The sequence below is a fragment of the Achromobacter aegrifaciens genome, from assembly GCF_902859965.1.
In the GTDB taxonomy this organism is placed as follows: Bacteria; Pseudomonadota; Gammaproteobacteria; order Burkholderiales; family Burkholderiaceae_B; genus Achromobacter; species Achromobacter aegrifaciens.
Genome location: NZ_CADIKO010000003.1, coordinates 922933 through 947380, shown reverse-complemented (window position 1 = coordinate 947380; position 24448 = coordinate 922933). Strand labels below are relative to the sequence as shown.

Genomic DNA, 24448 nt, shown 5'->3' with positions numbered 1-24448 from the left:
AAGGCAGCCTCCGGGCTGCTTTTTTTTCTCCCTGGCCGTCCGATTCTGACGCTGGGTACTAGCGCAACCAGACCACTCGGTTACATTAACGCCCGTGTCCCCACTTTCCATTTCCACTCCAGCCCGGCTCACGTCCGTGGCTACCGCGAAACTGCCCAGACTGATTCTGCTGGGCTTGTCGCTGGCCTATATCGTGGCCGGCCTGTTCATGCGCGACCCGTGGAAAACAGACGATGCCGTGGGACTGGCGACCATGATCACGGCGATCCGCGAAGGCGGCATCACCTGGTTGCTGCCGCAGGTGGGACACTTGGCGCACGCCGAGGAAGGTCCCCTGATCACCTGGGTGGGCGCGATCTGCATCTGGCTGTTCGGCCCCTACATCGGCGACATCACCGCCGGCCGCCTGCCCAATCTGCTGTGGTTCGGCATCACCGCCACCAGCGTCTGGTACGGCACCTATCTGCTGGGCCGCCGCGCCGAGGCGCAACCGCTGGCCCTGCCCTTCGGCGGCGAACCCGAACCGCGCGACTACGGACGCATGCTGGCGGACGCCGCGCTGTTGTTGCTGCTGGCCACGGTCGGCATCCTGCAGCGCACCCACGAAACCACCGTGGTGCCCGCCATCATGGCTTGGCAGGCGCTTGCCTTCTATTCGCTGGCGCGCAGCATAGACCGGCCATTCACCGGCAGCACCACCCTGGGCATCGCACTGGCGGCCAGTTTCCTGACCCGCGGCTGGGTCGGCGCCATCCCCATCATGGTGGGCGCGGCCCTGGCGTTCTACCCCCGCAGCCGACTGTGGAAATGCCGGCGCTGGCTGCCGTGGGCCGCGCTGCTGGCCGCCGTCCTGATTCTGGCTTGGTGGATACCCGCCAGCCACAGCAGCGAATACTGGATCCGCAACTGGAAGACCTGGAACCTGTCGTCCTTCGCCGTGCCGCCCTGGCATGACATCGGGCGCACCCTGCGCGACCTGCCTTGGTACCTGTGGCCGACCTGGCCGCTGGCCCTGCTGGCCATCTGGCGCTGGCGCGCCTGGCTCTACGCGCCGCACATCTGGCTGCCGCTGGTCCTGCTGGTGTGCTCGGCGGTCGTGCTGTTCGGCCTGGAAGAAGCCTCGGATTCCGAGTACGTGCTGCTGGCCGTGCCCTGCGCGGTGCTGGGCGCGTTCTCGCTGCCCACACTGCGCCGCGGCGTGGTCAACACGCTGGACTGGTTCGCCGTCATGTGCTTTTCGCTGACGGCCATCACGGTCTGGCTGGGCTGGGTTGCCCTGCACTTCGGTTGGCCGGCGCAGATTTCCCGCAATATCGCCCGCCAGACCACCGGCTACCAACCCGAGATCTCCTGGGTCGCGTTCGCGCTGGCCGTGGGTTTCACCGTGGGCTGGATCGCGCTGGTGGTGTGGCGGCTGCGGGTGCGGCCGCAGGCGCTGTGGCGCGGCACGGTGCTGTCGGCCGGCGGCCTGACGGTGACCTGGATCCTGCTGGTGCTGCTGTGGCAACCCGCCGTGGACTACGCCCGCAGCTACCGCACCGTGTCGGGCCAGTTGGCCCAGGCGCTACAGCAGAACGTGCGCCCCGGCGAGTGCGTGCGCGGGCTTAGCCTGGGCAGCGGGCAGCGCGCCTCGTTCCTGATCTTCAATAACCTCACGTTCACGTTCGACTCCAAGTGCACGCTGGTGCTGCAGCAGACCAGCAACCAGAGCTTGCGGGACAACACCGCCGCCTACAGCGACGGCGCCGAGGTGCTGTGGCAAGGCGGCCGGCGCGCCGACCGCCAGGAAGTCTTCCGCCTGCTCCGAGTCGGCGCCCCCCGATGACGCCCGCGCCCGCCGCGCCGATGAGTTTCGGCGCCACCCTGCGCGGCATCGCCAGGCAGGCCTGGCCGGTGCTGGTCAGCCAATGGGCCGGCATCTCCTTCGGCGTGCTCGACACCGCCATGACCGGCCATTCCAGCGCCGCCGACCTGGCGGCAATGGCGCTGTCCGCGTCGATCTACATCACCATCTTCGTCGGACTGATGGGCGTGGTGCACGCCCTGATCCCCATCCTGGCCCAGCACTTCGGCGCAGGCAACAATCTTGAGGTCGGCCGCAGTTGGGGCCAGGGCGTCTGGCTGGCGCTGGGATTGTCCGTGGTGGGCGCCGTGCTGATGCTGTTCCCCAACATGTGGCTGTCCATGTCCGGCGAGGTCGCTCCCGGCGTGCGCGAACGCATCGGCTCGTATCTGCAGGCCCTGGTGCTGGCCCTGCCCGCCGCGCTGGTGTTCCGCACCATCTACGCGTTGGGCACGTCGGTTTCGCGGCCCAAGCTGGTCATGGCGATCAACCTGACAGCCATAGTCTTCAAGGCCTTCTTCAACTGGCTGTTCATCTACGGCAAGCTGGGATTGCCCGCCATGGGCGCCACCGGGGCAGGGCTGGCCACCGCCGTGGTGTCGTGGATGAGCCTGGGCCTCGGCTTGTGGGTCATCACCCACGACCGCTACTACCGCCGCTTCAAGCTGCACGTCGGCAAGCCCGACTGGAAGACGCTCAAGGAACTGCTGCGCCTGGGCATCCCCATGGGCGGTTCCTACCTGGTCGAAGTGTCGGCCTTCACTTTCATGGCCCTGCTGGTGGCGCGCGAAGGCACTTACGTGACCGGCGGCCATCAGATCATGTCCAACCTGGCCGCGCTCTGCTACATGATGCCCATGGCGCTGGGCGTCGCCACGGCAGCCCTGACCGCGCAGGCCATCGGCGCGGGCAACCTCGCCCATGCGCATCGCACCGGCATGGCCGGCCTGACGCTGGGCATCCTGGGCGCCCTGCTGACGGCGGCGGTGCTGCTGGCCGGCCGTCCGCTGATCCTGGCCGCCTATACCGACAATCCGGAGGTGGCCGCGGTGGCGACCACGCTGCTGGCCGTCCTGCCCCTGTTCCACCTGTTCGACTCGATGCAGTGCATCAACTCCTACCTGCTGCGCGCCTACAAGGTCGCGGTGGTGCCGCTGCTGCTGCAGGTGGTGGCGCTGGCGGGCGTGGGCCTGGTCGGCGGCTGGTGGTTCGGTTTCGGCCCGGGCCGCGGTGGCCTGGACGGCGTGCGCGCCATCCTGGTCCCTGGCTCCCCCCAGGGCGCGGGCAGCATGTGGCTGATGGCCATGGTCGGCCTGGGACTGTCGGCGGCCTTGCTGCACTATTGGTACCGGCGCATCGTGCGCGGGACGATCAAGTAAAAAAAGCAGCCTTGCGGCTGCTTTTTTTGGACCTTATTTCGGCCGCTTGTCGATCACGCGGCGAGCCTTTCCGGTCAGCGTGCGTTCCACGTGCCCGGAATCCGACACCTGGATGCGCGCGCTCACGCCGATGTGCGTCTTCACGGCATGCTGGAGCTGCTTGCCCAGGTTTGCGCGCTCGGCATCCGACAGGGTCGAGAATTCGGCGCGCAGTTCGGTCAGGATTTCCAGCTCGTCCATATTGCCGGTGCGCGACAGCACCAACTGGTAATGCGGCGCCAGCTGGGCGATCTTCAGGACCAGTTCCTCGACCTGGGTCGGGAACATGTTCACGCCGCGCACGATCAGCATATCGTCGCTGCGGCCAGTGATCTTGCCGATGCGCCGCATGCTGCGCGCGGTGGGCGGCAGCAGGCGCGTCAGGTCGCGGGTGCGGTAGCGGATGATGGGCATCGCTTCCTTGGTCAGCGAGGTGAACACCAGTTCGCCCGGCTCGCCGTCGGCCACGGGCTCGCCCGTGTCGGGATTGATGATTTCCGCGTAGAAATGGTCTTCCCAGACCACCGGACCGTCCTTGGTCTCGACGCATTCGCTGGCAACGCCAGGCCCCATCACTTCGGACAGGCCGTAGATGTCCACGGCGTCGATGCCGGCTTCGGCCTCGATGTCGGCGCGCATCTGCCCGGTCCAGGGTTCGGCGCCGAAGATGCCGATGCGCAGCGAACTTTGACGCGGATCAATCCCCTGGCGGCGCTGTTCCTCCAGAATATTGCAGAAGTAGGAGGGCGTGACCATGATGATGTCCGGACGGAAATCGTTGATCAACTGCACCTGCTTTTCGGTCTGTCCGCCCGACATCGGGATGACCGTGCAGCCCAGGCGTTCCGCGCCGTAATGCGCGCCCAGGCCGCCCGTGAACAGGCCGTAGCCGTAGGCCACGTGCACCGTGTCGCCGGGCTTGCCGCCCGCCGCGCGGATCGAGCGCGCCACCAGGTTGGCCCAGTTGTCCAGGTCGCCCTTGGTGTAGCCCACGACCGTCGGCTTGCCGGTGGTGCCGCTGGAGGCGTGGATGCGCGAGATGCGCTCGCGCGGCACGGCGAACATGCCGAAAGGATAGTTCTCGCGCAGTTCCTTCTTCGTGGTGAAGGGGAACTTCGAGATATCGGACAGCTGCTTCAGATCGTCGGGATGCACGCCGGCTTCATCGAAAGCCTTCTTGTAGTGCGGCACATTGTCGTAGGCATGCTTGAGCGACCACTTCAGGCGCTCGAGCTGCAGCGCGCGCAGCTCATCCTGGCTGGCATGCTCGATGGGGTCCAGCCCCGGCTTGCTCATGGTGTTGGACATGGTTATCTCTCTCCTGAAATTCTCTCTGCGCGGGGCCGGATCGCGGCGGGCATATGCCCTGCCCGCTCGCGGCGCGGCCCGCGGCCGTATAGCTTTGGTTGGCTGGCTGCCTCAAGCGTCCGCGGGGACGCCGACGATCTGGCCCTTGATGCGGTAGGAACGGCCGCGGAACAGCGCCACGTTGCGTCCTTCCTGGTTGGTGACGGTGACGTCATAGACACCGGTGCGGCCGGCCAGCGAACGCTCCTGCGCCACGGCAGTCAGCAGATCGCCTTCGAAGCCCGGGGCCAGATAGTCGATGGTGCAGCCCGAGGCCACGGTGCTGACGTTGCGCGAATTGCACGAAAAGGCGAAGGCGCTGTCCGCCAGGGCGAAGATGAATCCGCCGTGGCAGGTCTTGTGGCCGTTCAGCATGTCGGCGCGCACGCGCATGGTCAGCCGCGCGTAGCCCGGCGCCATTTCCTCGACTTTCATGTCCAGGCCCTGCGAGGCCGCATCGCCCGCAAACATGACGGTGCCGACGGCCTGCGCCAGCTCCTGGGGATCGGCCGGCACTTCGACCGCGGGAACATGTGCGTTCATTCTTATTGCCCCTTGAATTGCGGTTCGCGCTTACCGAGGAAGGCGGCCACGCCTTCCGCGTAGTCTGCGCTGCGGCCGAGTTCGCGCATCATGTCGCGCTCAAGGTCCAGCTGCGTGGACAGGTCATTGCCCAGGCTGGCCTGCATGGCCCGCTTGGTGTACGCCAGGCCCTTGGTCGGCGCCTTGGCGAAGTGCTGCGCCAGGCGTTCCAGCGTGGCATCGAATTCCTCGTCCGCCACGCATTGCCAGATCAGGCCCCACTCTTCGGCCTGCTTGGCGCTGAGCTTGTCGCCCAGCATGGCCAGGCCCATGGCGCGGGCACGGCCGATCAGACGCGGCAGCACAAAGGTGCCGCCCGTGTCGGGGATCAGCCCGAGGCGGCAGAACGACTGGATGAACGTTGCCGAAGCCTTGGCGATGACGATGTCGCCCGCAAACGCCAGGTTGGCGCCTGCGCCGGCCGCCACGCCGTTCACGCCCACCACGACGGGCATGGGCAAGGCGTTGACGCGGCGCACCAGCGGCCCGTAGAACTTGTCGACGGTTTCGCCGAGATCGGGCGGCGTGCCGTCGGCGGCGGGCTTGCGCTCGCTCAGGTCCTGGCCGGCGCAGAAGCCGCGGCCGGCTCCCGTCAGCAGCAGCACACGCGCGCCCTCGGTCTCCACGCGCGTCAACGCGTCGGCCACTTCGCCGTGCATGTTGGCGGTGAAGCTGTTCAGCTTGTCGGGACGGTTCAGCGTCAGGCGCGCGATGCCGCCGGACAGGTCGAATTGGATATCCTGGTAGCTCATGTCATCGCCCCCGTTCAGACATGACGGCGGGTTTGCACCACGCGGAAGCGGTTGGACACGAAGGCCGAATCCGACAGCGCGGCGTTGGCAGCCGGGTTGGCGCCGGTGCCGTGGAAGTCGCTGAAAGCGGCGGTCTGGTTGACGAACACGCCGCCCGTCAGGTTCAGCGACAGCGACACGCCCGAGACTTCAGCCGCGTCCTGCACCTGGTCGGCGACGGCGTCGCTGGTGGTGTAGGCCGACAGCGACAACGCGCCATGCTTGATGACGCTGTCACGCGCCAGCTGGATGCTGTGGGTGGTGGAATCGGTAGCCACCACGAAGGCGATCGGGCCGAACCATTCCTGGCTGATGGCGGCGTTGCCAGCTTCCGTGCGCAGCAGCAGCGGCGTGCGGACGCGGGCGTTCTCGAACTGCGGGTGCGTCAGCGCCTTGCTGTCGGCCACCACCGGCAGGCCCAGCGCGCGGGCCTTCTCGATGCGCTCGACGATGCCTTCGTTCTGGATCGCGCCGGTCAGCTCGACGGCCTTGGCCGCATCGGCTCCGACCTTCTCGACCGCGGCGCCCAGGGCAGCAGCGACCTCGTCGAAGCTGACGCGGCCTTCCGGCGTCTGGATGCCGTCGCGCGGCACGTAGATGTTCTGCGGCGCGGTGCACATCTGGCCCGAGTACAGGGCCAGCGAGAACGCCAGGTTGCGGGCCACGCCCTTGAGGTCGTCGGTGGAATCGATGATGACCTGGTTGACGCCGGCCTTCTCGGTGTAGACCAGCGCCTGGCGGGCGTTGTTCTCCAGCCAGTCGCCGTTGGCGGTGCTGCCGGTGAAGTCGACGATCTTGACCGCCGGGTCCAGCGCCAGCTTCTGCGCGGTGTCATCGCCGGCAGCGTGCGCGGCCAGCAGGACGACGTCCGGGTCGAAGCCCGCTTCCTGCAGAACTTCGCGCGCCACCTTCACGGTGATGGCCAGGGGCAGGATCGCGCCGGGGTGCGGCTTGACGATGACGGTGTTGCCGGTAGCCAGGCTGGCGAACAGGCCGGGGTAGCCGTTCCAGGTCGGGAAGGTGGAGCAGCCGATCACCAGCGCCACGCCTCGCGGCACCACGGTGAACTGCTTTTCCATGCGGATCGGGTCGTTCTTGCCTTGCGGCTTTTCCCAGACGGCCACGCCGGGGATGCGCGACATTTCCTGCCAGGCGTAGGTCACGGCTTCGAAGCCGCGGTCCTGCGCGTGCGGGCCGCCGGCCTGGAAGGCCATCATGAAGCCTTGGCCGGTGGTGTGCTGGACCGCGTAGGCGATCTCGAAGCTGCGCTTGTTCAGGCGCGCCAGGATTTCCAGCGACACGCCCACCCAGGCGCGCGGGCCGGCGCGGCGCCAGTCTTCCAGCGCGCGCTTGGAGGCGGCGATCAGCTTGTCGGCGGGCACGTGCGGATAGGTGATGCCCAAGTCGAAGCCGAACGGCGATTTTTCGCCGCCGACGGTACCGTCGGCGTCGTGCAGGTTCAGCGGGAAAGGCTTGCCTTGCAGCGCTTCAAAAGCCGCGCGGCCGTCGTCGTTGGCGGTTTCGCCATAGTTGCGGGGGCTGGGCGACTCGGCAAAGGGGCTCCAGTAGCCGCGCAGGGAGGCGGCGGCCATGGCTTGTTCCAGCAGGGGCTGATGGCGTTCGAAGAATTGTTGGGACACTGCGTCTCTCCAAATGGATATGGTTTTATCTGCCTGGCGCGGGCCGGGTCAGGTTTCCTGGTCGAAGTCGATGACCAGGCGGTCGCTGACCGGAAAGCTCTGGCAGCTCAGGATGAATCCGCGCGCCACTTCGTAGTCTTCCAGGGCGAAGTTGGCGTCCATGTCCACCTCGCCTTCGATGACCTTGCAGCGGCAGGTGGAACACACCCCGCCCTTGCACGAATACGGCAGTTCGATACCTTGCGCCAGCGCCGAATCCAGCACGCTGTCTTTATTCTTTTCAATCACGAACATACGGCTGTGGCCGTCCTGCACCACGGTCACCTCGCACTGGCCCTTGCCGGGCGCCTGGCGGGCGTCCTGGCCGGTGCGCAATGCGCGCGGCCCCTTGGGCGCGCCGAAGAGTTCGAACTTGATGTTCGACTTCGGAATGCCGCGGGCCTGCAGCCGCTCGACCACGCTTTCGGTCATGGTCTGCGGACCACAGACAAAAGCGTAATCGATATCCTCGGGGCTCATCCAGGCCGACATCAGCTGGTCGACCTTGTCGCCGTCCAGGCGGCCGTTGAAGAGTTCGATGTCCTGGGTCTCGCGGCTCATGATGTAGACCAGCGAGAAACGCTCCATATAGAGGTTCTTCAGGTCCTCGATCTCTTCGCGGAACAGCACCGCGGACGAAGCGCGGTTGCCGAAGAACAGCGTGAACTTGCTGTCGGGCTCGGTCGACAGCGCGGTCTTGACCAGGGAGAACACCGGCGTGATGCCGCTGCCTACGGCAAACGCCACATAGTGGCGCTTGTTCTCGGGGGAAAAATCGACGGTGAAGTTGCCGGCCGGCGCCATGACTTCCAGGGTCTGGCCGGGCTGCAGTTCATGGTTGGCCCAGCTGGAGAAAACGCCCTCGTCCACCTTCTTGATGGCCACGCGCAGCAGCTTGTCGTGGGGCGCGGAACAGATGGAATAGGAGCGGCGCTGCTCCTGGCCGTTGAGCTCGGTGCGCAGCGTCAGGTACTGGCCCGGCAGGAAGGCGAACTCTTGCGCCAGCGTCTCGGGCAGGTCGAAGGTCACGACCACGGCGTCGCGCGTGTTGCGCGCCACCGAAGCCACCGTCAAGGAATGGAATTGGTTCTGGCTCATTGCGAAACCGCTCTCAGTGAGTCTTGAAATAATCGAAGGGCTCGCGGCAAGACACGCAGCGATACAGCGCCTTGCACGACGTGGACCCGAAGTTGCTGACCAGGCGCGTGTCTTTCGAGCCGCAGCGCGGGCAGGCGATGGCGGGGCCGGCCGCGCGCCGGCTGATGCCCGAGATGTCGACGGCGCGTTCGGCGGGCGCGGCGATGCCGTAGCCCTTGAGCGCCTCACGTCCCTTCTCGCTCATCCAGTCGGTGGTCCAGGCTGGCGCCAGGCGGGTTTCCACGCGGACCTCGGCGACGCCGTGGCGGGCCAGCGTCTGCTGGATATCCTGCGTGATCTCGCGCATGGCCGGACAGCCGGAGTATGTGGGCGTGATGACCACGACACAGGCCTCGCCGTCCCAGGACACGTCCCGCACCACGCCCAGATCCACCACGGACAGCACAGGGATCTCCGGGTCGGGGACCTCCTGCAGCCAGGCGTAGACCTGGTCGGCGGAAACGGGCGCCAGCGCGTTCACCAGGTCGCTCCCGGGTAGGCGCGCGGCAGGAACTGCATTTCGGCGAGCACGTAGCCCAGTTCCTCGGTGTGCTTGCCCTGGCGTCCGCCACGGTATGCCAGATGGCTGGCGGCGGCTTCGTCGGGCACCGTCAGGGTGGCTTCTTCCAGGACTTCGCGCACATGGGTCAGCCAGGGCTGGCGCAGGGCCGACAGTTCACAGCCGATGCCGCGGGCGGCGACGTCCAGGTCGACGGCGTCGTCGGCGAACAACTCACCGGTGAAACGCCAGGCATCATCGATGGCGGCCTGCATCTTGGCATGGCTTTCCGCCGTGCCGTCGCCCAGGCGCACCACCATGTCCGAGGAACGCCGCACGTGGTAGGTCACTTCCTTGATGGCCTTGGCCGCAATGCCGGCGACGCGTTCGTCGCTGGACTTTTCCAGGCGCTGCAGCAGGAAATAGTGCCAGACGTCGAACAGGAACTGGCGCGCCATGGTGTCGGCGTAGTTGCCGTTGGGGCGTTCGACCAGCAACGCGTTATGGAACTGGTGCGCATCGCGCAAATAGGCCAGCGCGTCTTCGTCGCGGCCGGCGCCTTCGACTTCGCCGGCCAGCGTCAGCCACATGCGGGCCTGGCCCAGCAGGTCGAGCGCGGTGTTGGTCAACGCCAGGTCTTCTTCCAGGATCGGGCCGTGGCCGGTCCAGGCGCCCAGCCGCTGCGACAGGATGAGCGAGGAATCGCCCAGGCGCAGCAGGTATTCAAACAGAGTCTTGTCCATGTCTCCCCCGCCGTCTTACATGTGCTTGATTTCTTCGGGCATCGGGAAGAACGTGGGATGCCGGTAGACCTTGCTGTTGGCCGGTTCGAACAGCGGATCCTTGTCGCCGGGGCTGCTGGCCGAAATATCGGAGGCGCGCACCACCCAGATGCTCAGGCCTTCGTTGCGGCGCGTGTAGACGTCGCGGGCGTGGTTGATCGCCATTTCGGCGTCGGGCGCGTGCAGGCTGCCGACGTGCTTGTGCGCCAGGCCGTGCTGGCTGCGGATGAACACTTCCCACAGGGGCCAGTCTTTGCTCATGATGGATGTCCTTGAATGCCGGGCGCGCGCGGCGCGCTTCGGTTTGCAATGGTGGTGAAGAAGAGTGGAGCCCGCTCGCGGGCTCAAGCTACCTTGCGCTCGGCCTGCTTGTCGGCGTAGGCGACTAGCGCATCGCGCACCCAGGCGCCGTCCTCGTGCGCCTTGACGCGCGCGGCCAGGCGTTCGCGGTTGCAGGGGCCGTTGCCCTTGAGCACCGCGTAGAACTCGGACCAGTCGATCTCGCCGAAGTCATAGTGGCCGCGTTCGGCGTTCCACTTGAGCTCGGGATCCGGCACCTTCAGGCCCAGGTATTCGGCCTGCGGCACGGTCTGGTCCACCATCTTCTGGCGCAGTTCGTCGTTGGAGAAGAGCTTGATCTTCCAGGCCATGGACTGGGCGCTGTTGGGCGAGTCGGCATCCGAGGGACCGAACATCATCAGCGCGGGCCACCACCAGCGGTTCAGGGAGTCCTGCACCATGGCCTTCTGCTCGGGCGTGCCGTGCAGGCACATCTGCATCAGCAGGTCGTAGCCCTGGCGCTGGTGGAAGGACTCTTCCTTACAGACGCGCACCATGGCCCGCGCATAGGGGCCGTAGGAACAGCGGCACAGCGGGATCTGGTTGATGATGGCCGAGCCGTCGACCAGCCAGCCGATCATGCCGATGTCGGCCCAGCTGAGCGTGGGGTAATTGAAGATGCTGGAGTACTTGGCGCGGCCGGCATGCAGGTCGTCGATCAGGTCGTCGCGTGACACGCCCAGGGTTTCCGCGGCGCTGTACAGGTAGAGGCCGTGGCCGGCTTCGTCCTGGACCTTGGCCAGCAGGATGGCCTTGCGCTTGAGCGAAGGCGCGCGGGTGATCCAGTTGCCTTCGGGCAGCATGCCCACGATTTCCGAGTGCGCGTGCTGGGAAATCTGGCGCACGAGCGTCTTGCGGTAGGCGTCCGGCATCCAGTCCTTGGCCTCGATGCGGACGCCGTCGTCGATCCGGCGCTGGAACGTCTGTTCCCGGCCTTCGAGCTGGTCCGCGGTCTTGACCTGCTTGACGCCGGTTTCGACGAGTTGAGCGTACATGTTTGTCTCCTTGAAGACGGTTTGCGAAAACGCAAAGCAAACGTTCCGCAGTGCCGTCATGTCATAGGCGGATTATTTAATACAAAAAATTCATTGTCAAACTCAAATCTGTATCACATTGGATTTATGTATCATATTGCGGATCCCGATATCGGCCACTCTGGCCCCCTCTAATGGCAAACCCTCAGTCGCCCCTGGACCGCTTTCTGTCACGCCTGATCAAGAACGATCCGCCGCGCGCGAAATCGCTCTGCGTCAGCCTGCTCGGGGACGCATTGGCGCCGCACGGCGGCGCCATCTGGCTGGGCGATCTGATCGAGCTGCTGGCCCCGCTAGGCATCAATGAACGGCTGCTGCGCACCAGCGTGTTCCGCCTGGTGGCGCAGAACTGGCTGCAATCCGAACGCCACGGACGGCGCAGCCTCTACCTGATCTCCGAGCAGGGCCTGCGCCACACCGCGCACGCCTCGCAGCGCATCTATGTCGGTCCGCCCCTGGAATGGAACGGCGAATGGACGCTGGTCGCCCTGCCGCGCACCGGCAACGGACTGGCCGAGCGCGCCGAGTTGCGCCGGGAACTGGTCTGGGAAGGCTTCGGCATGATCGCGCCGGGGCTGTTCGCGCATCCGCACACCGAGGCAAGCGCCGCGCACGACATCCTGGAAAAGCTGGGTATCCCCGACCGCGCGCTGGTGCTGTCGGCGCGCGACCTGGCCGGCGCAGGCGGTCTGCCGATAGCCAGCCTGGCCTCGCAATGCTGGAACCTGGACGAGCTGGCCGAGCAGTACCGCCAGTTCGCGAAGAATTTCGGCCCGCTGGAAAAGCTGCTGGAAACCCCGCCCGCCCCCGCCGATGCGTTCATCGTGCGGGTCATGCTGCTGCACAGCTGGCGCCGGATCGTGCTGCACGATCCGCAACTGCCGGGCCCCATGCTCCCTGACGACTGGCCCGGCCATGCCGCCCGCGAGATCTGCGGCCGCATCTACTGGCAGGTGTTCGACGCGTCGGAAGCGCATCTGGATGCACTGGCCGGCCGCGACAACGAGCGCTACGCGCCGCTGGCGGCCGACATCGCCTCGCGCTTCGGCGGCAAGCCCGCCTAGGCCAAGACGCCAAGACCTGCCTTTCGGATCAGGCCGCCGGCTCGATGGTCACGCCCAGCGTGTCCACTGCCGACACGCCGCAGGCGTCGCGTCCCGGGCCTGGCCGTTCCAGCCCCCTGGCCCGGCCGATGAAAGACAGCGTCCAGCGCGCCCGGATGGGCCGCCCCAGGGCCTCGCCGCTGTCCGCGTCTATGCCGCTGGGCACGTCCAGCGCCAGCACCGGCACGCTCCAGGCGTTGACCGTGTCCACCAGCGCCTGCCAATCCGCGCCCAGCGGGCGATTCAAGCCGATGCCGAACAGGCCGTCTATGACCAATTCCGGCACGAAGCCCGGTTCCAGTTCCGACCAGGTTTCACCGCCCGCGGCCATCCAGCCGGCATAGGCGCGGGCGGCATCCGGCGGCAGGCGCTGCGCCCCCGCCGGCAACAGCACCCGCACGTCATGTCCCATGGCGCGCAGGCCGGCCGCAGCTTCCAGCGCATCGCCGCCATTGTTCCCAGGCCCCGCCAGTGCCAGCACCCTCGCCCCCGGCCCGAGCCGCGCCGCCGCGTAACGGGCCGCAGCGGCCCCCGCCAGGGGCATCAAGTTTCTGCCGGCGGCCAAGGCCTGGCGTTCGGCGTCGCGGATCCGGGCGACCGAGTATGAAGATGGCATCGCTTTTTATGTGTGAAATTCACGCATTGCGTGAAAATTTACCCGCAAATTTAAAGAGATCGCGCCGACAAGCCCGCAAATTCGCGGGTTTTACGCTTCCCGCCAGTTGGCACGCATCTTGCGTTGTAGTCATTGCCGGTACGAGCGAGACCGGACGACTCAACTGAAGAGACTACACCCATGCGTTCCATGAGCATCATCTGCCCGAACGGGCACTTAGGATTCGCCCCCTTGCGCACCGAGAGCTTCCAGCTCGGCGTCGCCGCCGGGCCGGACTGCATCGCCGCCGACTCGGGCAGCGACGACGTGGGTCCCGTGCCGCTGGGCTCCGACACCTCCACCAGCCCGCAAGCCTGGCAGCGCCACGACCTGGAACAGATGCTGCTGGCCGCGCGCAAGCTGGGCGTGCCCATGGTCATCGGCTCGGCCGGCGACACCGGCTCCAACAGCCGGGTCGACCTGTACGTGCGCCTGATCAAGGAGATCGCCGCCGAGCACAAGCTGGCGCCGTTCAAGGTCGGCTACTTCTATTCCGAAGTCGACAAGGAACGCGTGCGCCGCGCGCTGCGCGCGGGCCAGCAGGTGGCCGGCCTGGACGGCTACGCTGACCTGACCGAAGCCGAGCTGGATGCCAGCGACCGCATCGTGGCGGTGGCCGGCGTGCATCCCTACATCAAGCTGCTGGAAGCTGGCGCGGACGTGATCATCGGCGGCCGCAGCTCGGATGCCGCCGTGTTCGCCGCCCCTGCCCTGCACCGGGGCTACGACGCCGACCGCGCCTATTACCTGGGCAAGGTGCTGGAGTGCGCTTCGTTCTGCGCCGAACCCTATGGCGGCAAGGAAACCGTGATGGGCGAGATCTCGGCGGAGGACGTGCGCGTCACGGCCATGCATCCCGACCAGCGCTGCACCATCGCGTCGGTCGCGGGCCACGCGATGTACGAGCGCTCCAATCCCTACGAAGAATTCTTCGCAGGCGGCCGGCTGGACATGGCCGATTGCCGCTACGAGCAGTTGAGCGAAAAGACCACCCGCATCACCGGCTCGCGCTTCGAACCCGCCGCCCAGGTGCGCGTAAAGCTGGAAGGCTCCGGCAAGGTCGGCGAGCGCTACATGGGACTTTGCGGCATACGCGATCCCTACACCATCGCCAACGTCGACCGCGTCATCGCCTGGGCGCGAGACAAGGTGCGCGAACGCTTCGGCGACTCGGGCTATGAGCTGCACTACAAGGTCTACGGGCGCGACGGCGTCATGGGCGACCTGGAGCCGCTGCGCGACCAGCCGGGCCATGAGCTGTGCGTCATGGTCCAGGGCGTGGCGCCGACCGCCGAAATGGCCGAGGAACTGACGCTTACGGGCCTGCGCCAGATGTTCTACGCCCGCCTGCCCGACGTGAAAGGCACGGCCGGTTCGGTGTCGTTCCCGCTGGACGAGGTGGTGCGCACCAGCGCCGCCTACCGCTGGACCCTGAACCACACGCTGCCGGTGGAAGACGCCGGCGAACTCTTCCCGACCCACCTCACCGAGGCTGGCGCCTGAGCCGGCAAGACCATGAGCACCCAGAAACTCAGCACCCTGGCCAAGACCATCCGCAGCAAGAACGCGGGCGTGAACAAGATCACCTTCGACATCATCTTCCGCGAGCCGGCGACCTACGAGGCGGTCAAGCGCTCCGGCGCGCTGACGCGCGCCAGCATGGCGGCCCTGTACCGCATCGACGACAGCCGCATATCGGACTTCGTGCATTACGATCCCGGCCTGGCCATCAAGTTCACGATCTACCGGCTGGCTCCCAGCGGGTCCGCGGGCGATGGCGACATCTTCGGCGCGCAGCAATATGCGCCGCTGCTGGACGTCGCCGTCCCCATGCCGGACTGAACGCCGCGGGCGCCGCACCCGGCGCCCCGCTCCAACCCCCGCTCTCCTAGAGAATCGATCATGAAAGCGCTAATGCAAACAACGTTGTTCCTGGCGGCATCCTTGCTGGCCGGCGCGGCAGCGGCCCAGACGGAAGTGCCCAAGCAGGTCAAGATCGTGGTGCCGTTCACCGCCGGCGCCAGCAATGACGCGATCGCCCGCGCGATCGCGCCGCAGCTTGCGGCCCGCTTCGGCAACACGGTGATCGTGGAAAACCGCGGCGGCGCGGCCGGCGCGATCGGTTCCGAGTACGTGGCCCGCTCGGCCAAGGACGGCTCGGTGCTGCTTCTGACCTCGTCGACCTTCCTGACCACCGCCGCCACACAGCCTCACCTGCCCTACGACCCGCTGAAGCAGTTCGCGCCGGTGGCGATGATAGGACAGGGACCGCTGGTCATCGCCGCCTCGGCGCAGACGCCCTATACCTCGTTGAAGCAGCTGCTGGAAGCGGCGCGCAGCAAGCCGGGCGCCCTGAACTACGGCAGCGCCGGCGTCGGTTCGCTGGCGCATCTGGCCACCGTCATGCTGGACGACGCGGCCGGCACGGAGATGACTCACGTGCCCTACAAGGGCGCGGCCAACGCCGCCTCCGACCTGGCCGGCGGGCTGATCCATGTCATGCTGTCCAACTACAGCACGCTGGCCCCCGTGGTGCAGGGCAAGAAGGTCAAGCTGCTGGCGACCACCGCGCAATCGCCCTCCGCGGCGTTCCCCGACCTGCCGCCGGCCGCGCAGGCGCTGCCGGGATATTCGGTGCAGATCTGGGTGGGTGTGTTCGCGCCGGCGGGCACGCCGCAGCCTTATATCGACAAGCTCAACGCCGCGCTCGTCGAGATCTCGGCTTCGCCCGAAATGAAGGCATTGCTGGACCTGGACGGCACCGTGCCGTCGCGCATGGACAGCGCCGAATTCGCCACGCGCGTGCGCGAGGAACTGGCCCTGTGGCAAGGCATTGCGCGCAAGCACAACATCAGCGCGGAATAGGCCTCAGCCTTCCAGCCCCAGCTTGAGCATCTGGTGGCGCAGGGCGTGCCGCGTGAGCCCCAGGGACTCGGCGGCGCGCCCCAGGTTGCCGTCCTGGGCCTGCAAGGCCGCCCGGATCAGGCCGCGCTGGAACTGCGCGGACAGTTCGGCGTAGGTGCCGGCGGCGGCAGACGAGGCCGCCGGCGCGGGCTTGCCCGCTTCGCGCAGGATGCGCTGCGGCAGGTGTCGCGCCAGTACCGTGTCGCCGTCTTCCAGGATGCAGATGCGCTCCAGCAGATTGCTCAGTTCGCGCACATTGCCCGGCCAGGCGTAGGCCTTGAAAATGCGCCGCACCTCGGGATCGATGACGGTGAAACGGCTGCCGTGGGTGGCGTTGTAGCGTTCCAGGAAGCGCTGCGCCAGCACGATCACGTCATCGCCGCGCTCGCGCAACGGCGGCAGGTTGATCGACACCACCTGCAGGCGGTAATACAGGTCGTCGCGAAAGCGCCCGGCCTGCACCTCCCCCAACAGGATCTTGTTGGTGGCGGCGATGAAGCGCGCATCGACTGAAACCTCCTGGACGGAACCGATGCGCCGGAAGCGCCGGCTGTCCAGCAAGGTCAGGATCTTGGCCTGCATGACCGGATCCAGCTCGCGGATTTCGTCCAGGAACACGCTGCCGCCATTGGCGGCTTCGAGCAGGCCGGTCTTGCGCGCCACCGCCCCGGTGAACGCGCCGCGTTCATGGCCGAACAATTCGGACTCGAGCAGGTTGCCCGGGATGGCGGCGCAGTTGATCTCGGTATAGCCCTTGGCCGCGCGCGCCGACTGCGCATGCAGGTTGCGGGCGACCAGCCCCTTGCCGGTGCCGGTTTCGCCGTAGATGAGGACGATGCTGGCCTTGCTGCGGGCGACCCGGCCGACCAGATCGCGCAGCGCCGCCATCGACGGGTGATCCCCGATGAGCGGCTCGCAGGCGGACGGGGCGGCAGGCATGGGCGGGGGCCGCTTATACCTTCAGGAAGTGTTCGCGGTAGTACTTGAGCTCGTCGATCGATTCGTAGATGTCGGCCAGCGCTTCGTGGCGGCTCTTCTTCTCGAATCCCTTGTAGACGGCCGGCGCCCAGCGGCGGGCCAGTTCCTTCAGCGTGCTCACGTCCAGGTTGCGATAGTGGAAAAACTGCTCCAGGCGCGGCATGTAAGCAAACATGAAACGGCGGTCCTGGCTGATGGTGTTGCCGCACAGCGGCGACTTGCCCGCCGGCACATGCTGCGCCAGAAACGCCAGCAGCGTATCCTCGGCCTGCGCCTCGGAAATCGTGGACGCCTTGACCTTGTCGATCAGGCCGCTCTTGCCGTGCGTGGACTTGTTCCAGCTGTCCATGGCGTCGAGCAGGCTGTCGGGCTGGTGCACCACCAGCACGGGGCCCTCGGCCACGACGGTCAGGTCGGGTTCCGTCACCACCACGGCGACTTCGATGATGCGTTCTTTCTCGGGGTCCAGGCCGGTCATTTCCATGTCCAGCCAAACCAGGCGGTTTTCGTTCACAGCCATATAATTTGCCTATAAAACGTTCGATTTTCGCACATACCCACACTTGAGCACGCCGCATCGCCCATGTTCACATTGCTGTTCGTTGCCTTCCTGCTGACCGATATCGCCGTGCGCCTGTGGCTGGCTACGCGCCAGATCCGCCATGTCGCGCGCAACCGCGACCAGGTGCCGTCCGAATTCTCTCACCGTATCGGGCTGGCCAGCCACCAGCGGGCGGCGGACTACACCGTGGCGCGGGTCAAGCTGGGCATGCTGGAACGCACCTACGACGCCATCCTGCTGGTGTGCCTGACCCTGATGGGCGGACTGCAGCTCATCGACCTGATGGTGGCCCAGATTACCAGCAACGACTTCCTGCGCCAGATGCTGCTGCTGGTCGTGGTGGCGCTGTTGCTGGGCGTGCTGGGCCTGCCCTTCACGTTGTGGCGGCAGTTCAAGCTGGAAGCGCGCTTCGGCTTCAACCGCATGACGCCCGGCCTGTTCATCGCCGACGCCGCCAAGGGCCTGCTGGTCGCGGCGGTGCTGGGCCTGCCGCTGGCGGCCGCGGTGCTGTGGCTGATGGGCAGCGCGGGCGCCTACTGGTGGGTGTGGGCCTGGGCGCTGTGGACCGCGTTCAACCTGGCGCTATTGATCGTCTACCCGATGTTCATCGCCCCGCTCTTCAATAAATTCACGCCGCTGTCCGACCCGGAGCTGGCCGGCCGCATCCAGCGCCTGGCCCAGCGCTGCGGCTTTGCGCTCAACGGCCTGTTCGTGATGGACGGCTCGCGCCGCTCCGCCCATGGCAATGCCTACTTCACGGGCTTCGGCCGCTCGCGCCGCATCGTGTTCTTCGACACCCTGCTGGCGCGCCTGAACGGCGACGAGATCGAAGCCGTGCTGGCGCACGAGCTGGGCCATTTCGCCAAGCGCCACATCGTCAAGCGCATCGTCTTCAGCTTCGCCGCCGCGCTGGTGTTCTTCGCCATCCTGGGCTGGATCTCGCAACAGCCCTGGTTCTACGTGGGACTGGGCGTCATGCCGCAACTGGGCGGACGCAACGACGCCATGGCGCTGCTGCTGTTCTTCCTGGTGATCCCCGTCTTCACTTTCATGCTCACGCCCGTGGCCAGCTGGTACTCGCGCCGCGACGAGTTCGAAGCGGACCGCTACGCGGCCGAACAGAGCTCGCCGGAACGCCTGGTGTCCGCGCTGGTCAAACTCTACGACGACAACGCCGCCACCTTGACTCCCGACCCCGTGCACTCCGCCTTCTACGACAGCCATCCCCCCGCCGCCGTGCGCATCCGCCACCTGACGGCGGCCGCTGCATGACCGCGCCGTCCAACGAAGGCCGCATCATCGCCGCCCACGGGCGCCACTACACGGTGGAGCTCGCCGACGGTACGCTGCGCAAGTGCTTCCCGCGCGGCAAGAAGGCAGGCGCCGCCGTCGGCGACCGCGTGCGCATCACCCCCCAGGGCAAGGACGAAGGCGCCATCGACGCCATCCTGCCGCGGCGCAATCTGCTGTACCGCTCGGACGAAATGCGTTCCAAGCAGTTCGCCTCCAACGTCGACCAGTTGCTGATCGTGGTCGCCGTGCAGCCCACGTTTTCGGACGACCTGACCGGCCGCGCCCTGGCCGGCGCCTGGAGCGCGGATATCGCGCCCATCATCATCCTCAACAAGACCGACCTGGCGGACGAACTGCCGGCGGCGCGCGCGCGGCTGGCGCCGATCGCCGCGCTGGGCGTGGACGTGATCGAACTCAGCGCGCTGGAACCCGAAAAGGTGCATACGCTGCTGGCGCCGCGCCTGGCCGGACACACCAGCCTGCTGCTGGGCCAGAGCGGCATGGGCAAGTCCACGCTGCTCAACGCTCTGGTGCCCGACGCGGCCGCTCCCACCCGCGAGCACTCCACCGCGCTGGACATGGGCAAACACACCACCACCAGCACGCGGCTCTATCACCTGCCCGCGCCGGGCGGCGACCTGATCGACTCGCCGGGCTTCCAGGCCTTTGGCCTGCAGCATCTGAGCCGTGAGGACATCATCCGCGGCTTCCCGGAGTTCACCAAGCCCATCGAGGAGTGCCGTTTCTACAACTGCACCCACCGCCAGGAACCCGGCTGCGGCGTGGTCGCGGCCTTGCAGGCGGGCGCAATCGATCCGGCGCGCTACGCCTTGTACCAGCGCATCCTGGAAGAAAACCTGGCGGGACAGCAGCGCTACTAGCGTGTCGTCCAATGGGGACCTGCTGCGGAGTCCGACACACACTCCCCTGGACGTCCCGTAATTGAATACGGCCCCTGTACGGGGCCGTATTCATTGGCAGCGAAAGCCGGAAACCAAGGCCGGCTTGCGGCGGGGATCAACGGGGCGTAAAGCCGTGGCGCAGCAGATGGTAGAGGTTGCGCAACATGCCGGCTGTCGCGCCCCAGATGAAATGCTTGCCGTAAGGCATGCCGTAGTACTGGCGCACCCGGCCGTCGTCCAGACGGGCCTCGTACAGCCGGTGATTGGCGGGATCCATCAGGAAGGACAACGGCACTTCGAATACTTCCGCCACCTCGAAGGCGTCGGGCGCCAGGTCAAAGCCTGGACGCACCAGCGAAACAACCGGAATGATGGAGAACCCCGTCGCCGTCAGATACGGCGGCATGCTGCCCAGCACTTCGACGTGGTTGGCGGGCAGCCCGGTTTCTTCCTGCGCTTCGCGCAAGGCCGCGGCCTCCGGCGTGGAGTCGCTGGTTTCGATGCGCCCGCCCGGAAAGCTGATCTGGCCGGCATGGTCATGCAAGTGGGCGGCGCGCTGCGTCAGCATGATGTGCACGCCATTGTCGCGCGTTACCAGCGGAATCAGCACCGCCGCAGGCACGGGCACGCCTTCGCGGCCCGGATAACGCAGGTCGGTGTCGCGCGACAGCTCCAGCGTCCAGGTGGACGGCTGGCTGAGCGTGCCCCGCAACGAATCCGGGGTCAACAGGCTGGCGGGCACGGCCGGCAAGGACGCGTTGGCCACCACCCAGGGTTGCGTCGCCGGATCGAAGCCGGGACGCGCCAGCGGCCGCCGGGGCCGCGGGGAAGACGAGGAATCAGACATACGTCTCTGCAAAAGACTCTGCAAAAAGAAAAAGGCACCCTCGCAGGTGCCTTTTTAACCCGGAAACCCGTGCCGAACGAAAACGCTGGATGGCGTGAGCGTCCGACACTGGTAGGGCCGTGTGCCGATAAGCGATCAAGCCGCCGAGGCTTGCTTGCTGACCAGCTTTTCCTTGATACGCGCCGACTTGCCCGAGCGGTTGCGCAGGTAGTACAGCTTGGCGCGGCGCACGTCGCCGCGGCGCTTGACTTCGATGCCGGCGATTTGCGGCGAGTACAGCTGGAACGTACGTTCCACGGCTTCACCCGACGAAATCTTGCGCACGGTGAACGCGGAGTTCAGGCCGCGGTTGCGCTTGGCGATCACGACGCCTTCGAAAGCCTGCACGCGCTTGCGGGTGCCTTCAACGACGTTCACGCTCACGATGACGGTGTCACCAGGAGCAAATTCAGGCTTGGCTTGACCGCCGGTCAGGCGGGCAATTTCTTCCTGTTCCAGGATAGCGATAAGGTTCATGAGAACTCCTAGATCATCATGTCTTTGCGGACTAAAACTTTTGCCGTTCGATGTTGTTCACGTGGCTTCTGCAGGATTGCGCTATAAGCACAAGCCCGCATCCATCGCGTGTTGCACGGCCAACTGACGCTAAGGCCAGCTCCCGTTGCATGTGCCGCAAGCAGAGGATGAGATTTGGCAAACCAATGATTCTACACCAAAAATCGCTCCGGGCATCAGGTAACATGGCCCCGGTTCTCGCGGTTTGGAGTACCCTTCCGTCTTCTGTAACAAACACGTCATCTGGCGCTGTTCCTTCATGTCGTATTCGTCCCTGATATTGGTCGTCCTGGCGGCAATGGCCCACGCCACGTGGAATCTGCTCGCCAAGCGCGCGGCCATGGTGGGCGCTCCCTTCGTCTTCGCCTATGGCCTGTGCGCCTCGGTACTGTATGCGCCGTGGGTCATCTGGGTGCTGTTGCACGACGGCATGACCTGGACCTGGCCCGTGGTCGGCGCCATCCTGACTTCCAGCCTGTTGCATCTGGGCTACAGCCTGTGCCTGCAACGCGGGTACCAGGTGGCCGACCTGTCTGTGGTCTACCCCATCGCACGGGGCACCGGGCCGCTGCTGTCCACCACCGGCGCCTTTCTGCTGCTGGGCGAACCCGCCACCAGCACCGGCATCATCGGCATGCTTTGCGTAGTGGGCGGGGTGCTGCTGATCGCAACCCAGGGCCGCCTGGCCATTTTCAAGCAGGCCCAGGCCTGGGTGGGCGTGCGCTGGGGCGTGGTGATCGGCCTGTTCATCGCGGCCTATACCGTCGTCGACGCCTACGGCGTGAAGGTGCTGCTGATCAGCCCCGTGCTATTCGACTGGTTTACCTGCGTGACCCGCACGACCATGATGGCCCCCCACATGCTGCGCCGCCGCCCCCAGTCCTGGGAGGCCATGCGCGGGCACTGGCATCTGGCGCTGGCCGTGGGCCTCTTGTCGCCGCTGGGCTACATCCTGGTGCTGTACGCGCTGCGCAACGGCGCGCCGCTGAGCCTGGTAGCCCCTGCCCGGGAAATGTCCATGATGCTGGGCACCCTGGCCGGCATGTTCCTGCTGCGCGAAAAAGTCGGACCGGGCCGGTTGGCTGGCTGCCTGGCCATCCTGGCGGGCGTCGTTCTGCTGGGTTCAAGCTGACGAACCCTGCTCCGGGCAGTTCCGGCTGGCGGGGCTGGCGCGTACCGGTTACGCCTTGCCTGCCGGCTACCGCCGGGCATCCGACCGTTCAGAATCCGGCGGCCGCGCCCAGCCACATCAGGCCAGGAATGATCGCGCCCCAGGCCAGCACCATCACCACATCTATCACCATGGCCTTCATGGTCACTTGAGCCGTCACGGGTTCCACCGTGGCGTTACCCAGGCTGCGCTCGCGCGCGGCAGGCGCGGCGGCAACCGCGGCCTCGACCGGTGCTGCGGGCGCAGGCATCGGCGCGGCGACGGCCGGGCCTGCCGGCGCGCCAGCCTCGGCCGGCGCGGGCGGGAACGGCCAGCGAGCCGGCGCGGAGCCGGGCCGCACGCGGCGGCGCGGCTCGACATCGGCGCCGGAGGTGTTCCAGGGCAGCGCCATGCCGGCCACCCGGGCGCACCAGGCGCGGGCGCGGTTCGTGCCGCGGCGCAGCGGGTTCAGCGTAACGACGAGTTCGTCCGACAAGACGGAAATATCAGCGGTGTTCATGGGAACTCCTAGGAAAGACGGTCCAGCGCCAGGCGTAGCCCCCCGGCAGGCATCCGCGGCGGCAGCCGGCGGTCAATCGAACAATGACAACTGGCCTGCGGCCATGGCTTGCAACTGGCGCGCTGCGCGCCCGTGCGCGCCGCCGGCTGCGGGCGATACGGCGGGAAAAGGGACCCCTGAAGACGCTTGCGCGCCAACCGGGGATAGGAAATCGGCAGCCTTCGCCGCAGTTGCGGCAGGAGGCAGGAAACGGTCGCAGTCCAGCGCCAGGCGATGGCGGTTCAGGCCCAGCTTGCGCGTGGCGATGGTGAACCGCTGACGCAGCAGATCGGCCCAGACGCCGGTTCCGCGCATGCGCGACCCGAAGTTGGGATCGTTGCGGCGGCCATTGCGCAGGTCTTCGATGCGATGCAGGACGCGCTGGGCGCGGTCCGGGAAATGGGCGTTGAGCCAATCCTCGAACAGGGTCTTGACCTCCCAGGGCAGGCGCAGGACGGTGTAGCTGGCATAGTGCGCGCCGGCCGCCTTGGACTCCTGGAGGATGTGCTCCATGGACTCGTCGTTGATGAACGGGATGATGGGCGCGACCAGCACGCCGACCGGCACGCCGGCGTCGGTCAGGCTGCGCACGGCTTCCAGCCGGCGCCACGGCGCGGCGGCGCGCGGTTCCAGCGTGCGGGCCATGCCGGCGTCCAGCGTGGTGATGCTCATGTACACCACCACCAGCTTCTGCTCGGCCAGCGCGGCCAGCAGGTCCAGGTCGCGGGCGACCAGCGCGTTCTTGGTGACGATGGTGAGCGGATGGCGGGTTTCCAGCATCAGTTCCAGCAGGCCGCGCGTCAGCCGCCATTCGCGTTCGATGGGCTGGTAGGCGTCGGTGGCGGAACCGATGTTGATGGGAGACGGCTTGTAGCCGGGCCGCGCGAGTTCGGCGCGCAGGGCCTCTACCGCGTTGGCCTTGGCCACCAGCCGGGTTTCGAAGTCCAGCCCGGGCGACAGGCCCAGGTAGGAATGCGTGGGCCGGGCGTAACAATAGACGCAGCCATGCTCGCAGCCCCGGTACGGATTCACCGCCACGTCGAAGGGGATATCGGGCGAATCGTTGCGCGACAGCATCTTGCGCGCTTCTTCAGCAGTGACCGTGGTCTTGGGAGCGGCGGGCGCTATGCGCGCATCCGGCAGGATGGGAATGACGCGGGCGGCTTGCTCGCCGGCGGCAGCTTCGGGGAAATTATCGGGGACGGAATCTATGAAGTCGGCGGGCAGGCCGGAGGAGGACCAGCCGTCGTCGACCTGCACGCGGTCATCGCGCTGAAAGCGATGCCGAACATTAGTAACCGCACCCCGACCGCGCAAGGCGGCGGGGGCGGCAGCCGGGGACCCAGAACCGGCGGGAAAAGAATGATCGGTGCGTGCCATGAAAACTACTGTACAAAAACACAGTGATTTTGACAAGCACCAAAAGCCTTTTCGTAAGACAGCCCCACTTTACCGCAAGACGCCGGCGCCGTCCGGACAAATCGATTTC

General features: G+C 66.6%; 25 protein-coding genes. 9 read left to right on the top strand and 16 right to left on the bottom strand.

Annotated features, from left to right (window positions below):
• Nucleotides 1-94 precede the first annotated feature (94 nt).
• Nucleotides 95-1825, top strand: coding sequence for an ArnT family glycosyltransferase (locus tag HV793_RS23340; RefSeq protein ID WP_054450975.1), 1731 nt, complete (start codon nucleotides 95-97; stop codon nucleotides 1823-1825).
• Complete coding sequence (locus HV793_RS23335; RefSeq protein ID WP_119450886.1) at nucleotides 1822-3222, top strand: MATE family efflux transporter; 1401 nt, start codon at nucleotides 1822-1824, stop codon at nucleotides 3220-3222. The genes HV793_RS23340 and HV793_RS23335 overlap by 4 nt, the downstream gene beginning before the upstream one ends.
• A 33-nt stretch (nucleotides 3223-3255) precedes the next feature.
• Here HV793_RS23335 and paaK read toward each other — a convergent pair whose 3' ends face one another.
• The 9 genes from paaK to paaA all read right to left on the bottom strand — a co-directional run bounded on the left by paaK (nucleotide 3256) and on the right by paaA (nucleotide 11412).
• Nucleotides 3256-4569: a phenylacetate--CoA ligase PaaK gene (gene paaK, locus HV793_RS23330; protein WP_054450973.1), complete on the bottom strand. Its 1314-nt coding sequence runs from the start codon at nucleotides 4567-4569 to the stop codon at nucleotides 3256-3258.
• Nucleotides 4570-4680: 111 nt separating this feature from the next.
• Complete coding sequence (gene paaI, locus HV793_RS23325) at nucleotides 4681-5151, bottom strand: hydroxyphenylacetyl-CoA thioesterase PaaI (protein ID WP_054450972.1); 471 nt, start codon at nucleotides 5149-5151, stop codon at nucleotides 4681-4683.
• Nucleotides 5152-5153: 2 nt separating this feature from the next.
• Nucleotides 5154-5942 carry a 2-(1,2-epoxy-1,2-dihydrophenyl)acetyl-CoA isomerase PaaG gene (gene paaG / locus HV793_RS23320; RefSeq protein ID WP_175213999.1) on the bottom strand — a complete coding sequence of 263 codons (789 nt, stop codon included), beginning with the start codon at nucleotides 5940-5942 and terminating at the stop codon, nucleotides 5154-5156.
• 14 nt (nucleotides 5943-5956) lie between these two features.
• The gene (gene paaN, locus HV793_RS23315) at nucleotides 5957-7621 is read right to left on the bottom strand and encodes a phenylacetic acid degradation protein PaaN (RefSeq protein WP_054450970.1); all 1665 of its coding nucleotides are present in this window, start codon (nucleotides 7619-7621) and stop codon (nucleotides 5957-5959) included.
• Nucleotides 7622-7669: 48 nt separating this feature from the next.
• Entirely contained in the window at nucleotides 7670-8758 is a 1089-nt protein-coding gene (gene paaE / locus HV793_RS23310; RefSeq protein ID WP_054450969.1) for a 1,2-phenylacetyl-CoA epoxidase subunit PaaE, read from the bottom strand.
• Between the two features lie 13 nt (nucleotides 8759-8771).
• Nucleotides 8772-9278: a 1,2-phenylacetyl-CoA epoxidase subunit PaaD gene (gene paaD, locus HV793_RS23305; protein WP_054450968.1), complete on the bottom strand. Its 507-nt coding sequence runs from the start codon at nucleotides 9276-9278 to the stop codon at nucleotides 8772-8774.
• A complete protein-coding gene (paaC, locus tag HV793_RS23300; protein WP_125473612.1) occupies nucleotides 9275-10039 on the bottom strand; it encodes a 1,2-phenylacetyl-CoA epoxidase subunit PaaC in 765 nt (254 codons plus the stop codon). Before paaC ends, paaD begins: the two co-directional genes overlap by 4 nt.
• 15 nt (nucleotides 10040-10054) lie before the next feature.
• Complete coding sequence (gene paaB, locus HV793_RS23295) at nucleotides 10055-10339, bottom strand: 1,2-phenylacetyl-CoA epoxidase subunit PaaB (protein WP_006388300.1); 285 nt, start codon at nucleotides 10337-10339, stop codon at nucleotides 10055-10057.
• An 83-nt stretch (nucleotides 10340-10422) separates the two neighbouring features.
• The gene (paaA, locus tag HV793_RS23290; RefSeq protein WP_054450966.1) at nucleotides 10423-11412 is read right to left on the bottom strand and encodes a 1,2-phenylacetyl-CoA epoxidase subunit PaaA; all 990 of its coding nucleotides are present in this window, start codon (nucleotides 11410-11412) and stop codon (nucleotides 10423-10425) included.
• A gap of 173 nt (nucleotides 11413-11585) precedes the next feature.
• Between paaA and paaX the strand changes: the two genes are divergently transcribed.
• Nucleotides 11586-12515: a phenylacetic acid degradation operon negative regulatory protein PaaX gene (gene paaX, locus HV793_RS23285; protein WP_119450889.1), complete on the top strand. Its 930-nt coding sequence runs from the start codon at nucleotides 11586-11588 to the stop codon at nucleotides 12513-12515.
• Nucleotides 12516-12543: 28 nt separating this feature from the next.
• Here paaX and HV793_RS23280 read toward each other — a convergent pair whose 3' ends face one another.
• Complete coding sequence (locus HV793_RS23280; protein WP_175213998.1) at nucleotides 12544-13170, bottom strand: NAD(P)H-hydrate epimerase; 627 nt, start codon at nucleotides 13168-13170, stop codon at nucleotides 12544-12546.
• Nucleotides 13171-13350: 180 nt separating this feature from the next.
• Here HV793_RS23280 and HV793_RS23275 point away from each other — a divergent pair, with 180 nt between their 5' ends.
• From HV793_RS23275 to HV793_RS23265, 3 genes are all read left to right on the top strand, one after another.
• Complete coding sequence (locus HV793_RS23275) at nucleotides 13351-14712, top strand: acyclic terpene utilization AtuA family protein (RefSeq protein ID WP_054450963.1); 1362 nt, start codon at nucleotides 13351-13353, stop codon at nucleotides 14710-14712.
• Nucleotides 14713-14724: 12 nt separating this feature from the next.
• The gene (locus HV793_RS23270; protein WP_013392433.1) at nucleotides 14725-15051 is read left to right on the top strand and encodes a DUF4387 domain-containing protein; all 327 of its coding nucleotides are present in this window, start codon (nucleotides 14725-14727) and stop codon (nucleotides 15049-15051) included.
• Nucleotides 15052-15123: 72 nt separating this feature from the next.
• Nucleotides 15124-16074, top strand: a complete 951-nt coding sequence (locus tag HV793_RS23265) for a tripartite tricarboxylate transporter substrate-binding protein (protein ID WP_244958688.1) — start codon at nucleotides 15124-15126, stop codon at nucleotides 16072-16074.
• A 3-nt stretch (nucleotides 16075-16077) separates the two neighbouring features.
• Here HV793_RS23265 and HV793_RS23260 read toward each other — a convergent pair whose 3' ends face one another.
• Entirely contained in the window at nucleotides 16078-17052 is a 975-nt protein-coding gene (locus tag HV793_RS23260) for a sigma-54 interaction domain-containing protein (protein WP_054450961.1), read from the bottom strand.
• Between the two features lie 13 nt (nucleotides 17053-17065).
• Entirely contained in the window at nucleotides 17066-17611 is a 546-nt protein-coding gene (orn, locus tag HV793_RS23255; protein ID WP_042792554.1) for an oligoribonuclease, read from the bottom strand.
• A 63-nt stretch (nucleotides 17612-17674) separates the two neighbouring features.
• On the opposite strand from orn, the gene HV793_RS23250 reads away from it, so the two are divergent.
• Entirely contained in the window at nucleotides 17675-18925 is a 1251-nt protein-coding gene (locus HV793_RS23250; RefSeq protein ID WP_054450959.1) for a M48 family metallopeptidase, read from the top strand.
• Nucleotides 18922-19827: a ribosome small subunit-dependent GTPase A gene (rsgA, locus tag HV793_RS23245; protein ID WP_054450957.1), complete on the top strand. Its 906-nt coding sequence runs from the start codon at nucleotides 18922-18924 to the stop codon at nucleotides 19825-19827. Before HV793_RS23250 ends, rsgA begins: the two co-directional genes overlap by 4 nt.
• Before the next feature lie 136 nt (nucleotides 19828-19963).
• Here rsgA and HV793_RS23240 read toward each other — a convergent pair whose 3' ends face one another.
• Both HV793_RS23240 and rplS read right to left on the bottom strand, forming a co-directional pair.
• Entirely contained in the window at nucleotides 19964-20695 is a 732-nt protein-coding gene (locus HV793_RS23240) for a CoA pyrophosphatase (protein ID WP_119450892.1), read from the bottom strand.
• A 135-nt stretch (nucleotides 20696-20830) separates the two neighbouring features.
• A complete protein-coding gene (gene rplS / locus HV793_RS23235) occupies nucleotides 20831-21211 on the bottom strand; it encodes a 50S ribosomal protein L19 (RefSeq protein ID WP_006218237.1) in 381 nt (126 codons plus the stop codon).
• 298 nt (nucleotides 21212-21509) lie between these two features.
• On the opposite strand from rplS, the gene HV793_RS23230 reads away from it, so the two are divergent.
• A complete protein-coding gene (locus HV793_RS23230; protein ID WP_054450952.1) occupies nucleotides 21510-22382 on the top strand; it encodes an EamA family transporter in 873 nt (290 codons plus the stop codon).
• A gap of 88 nt (nucleotides 22383-22470) precedes the next feature.
• Here HV793_RS23230 and HV793_RS23225 read toward each other — a convergent pair whose 3' ends face one another.
• The gene (locus HV793_RS23225; RefSeq protein WP_054450951.1) at nucleotides 22471-22920 is read right to left on the bottom strand and encodes a hypothetical protein; all 450 of its coding nucleotides are present in this window, start codon (nucleotides 22918-22920) and stop codon (nucleotides 22471-22473) included.
• 72 nt (nucleotides 22921-22992) lie between these two features.
• Nucleotides 22993-24339 (bottom strand): PA0069 family radical SAM protein, encoded by a 1347-nt coding sequence (locus HV793_RS23220; protein ID WP_175162835.1) that lies wholly within the window; start codon nucleotides 24337-24339, stop codon nucleotides 22993-22995.
• Nucleotides 24340-24448 lie beyond the last annotated feature (109 nt).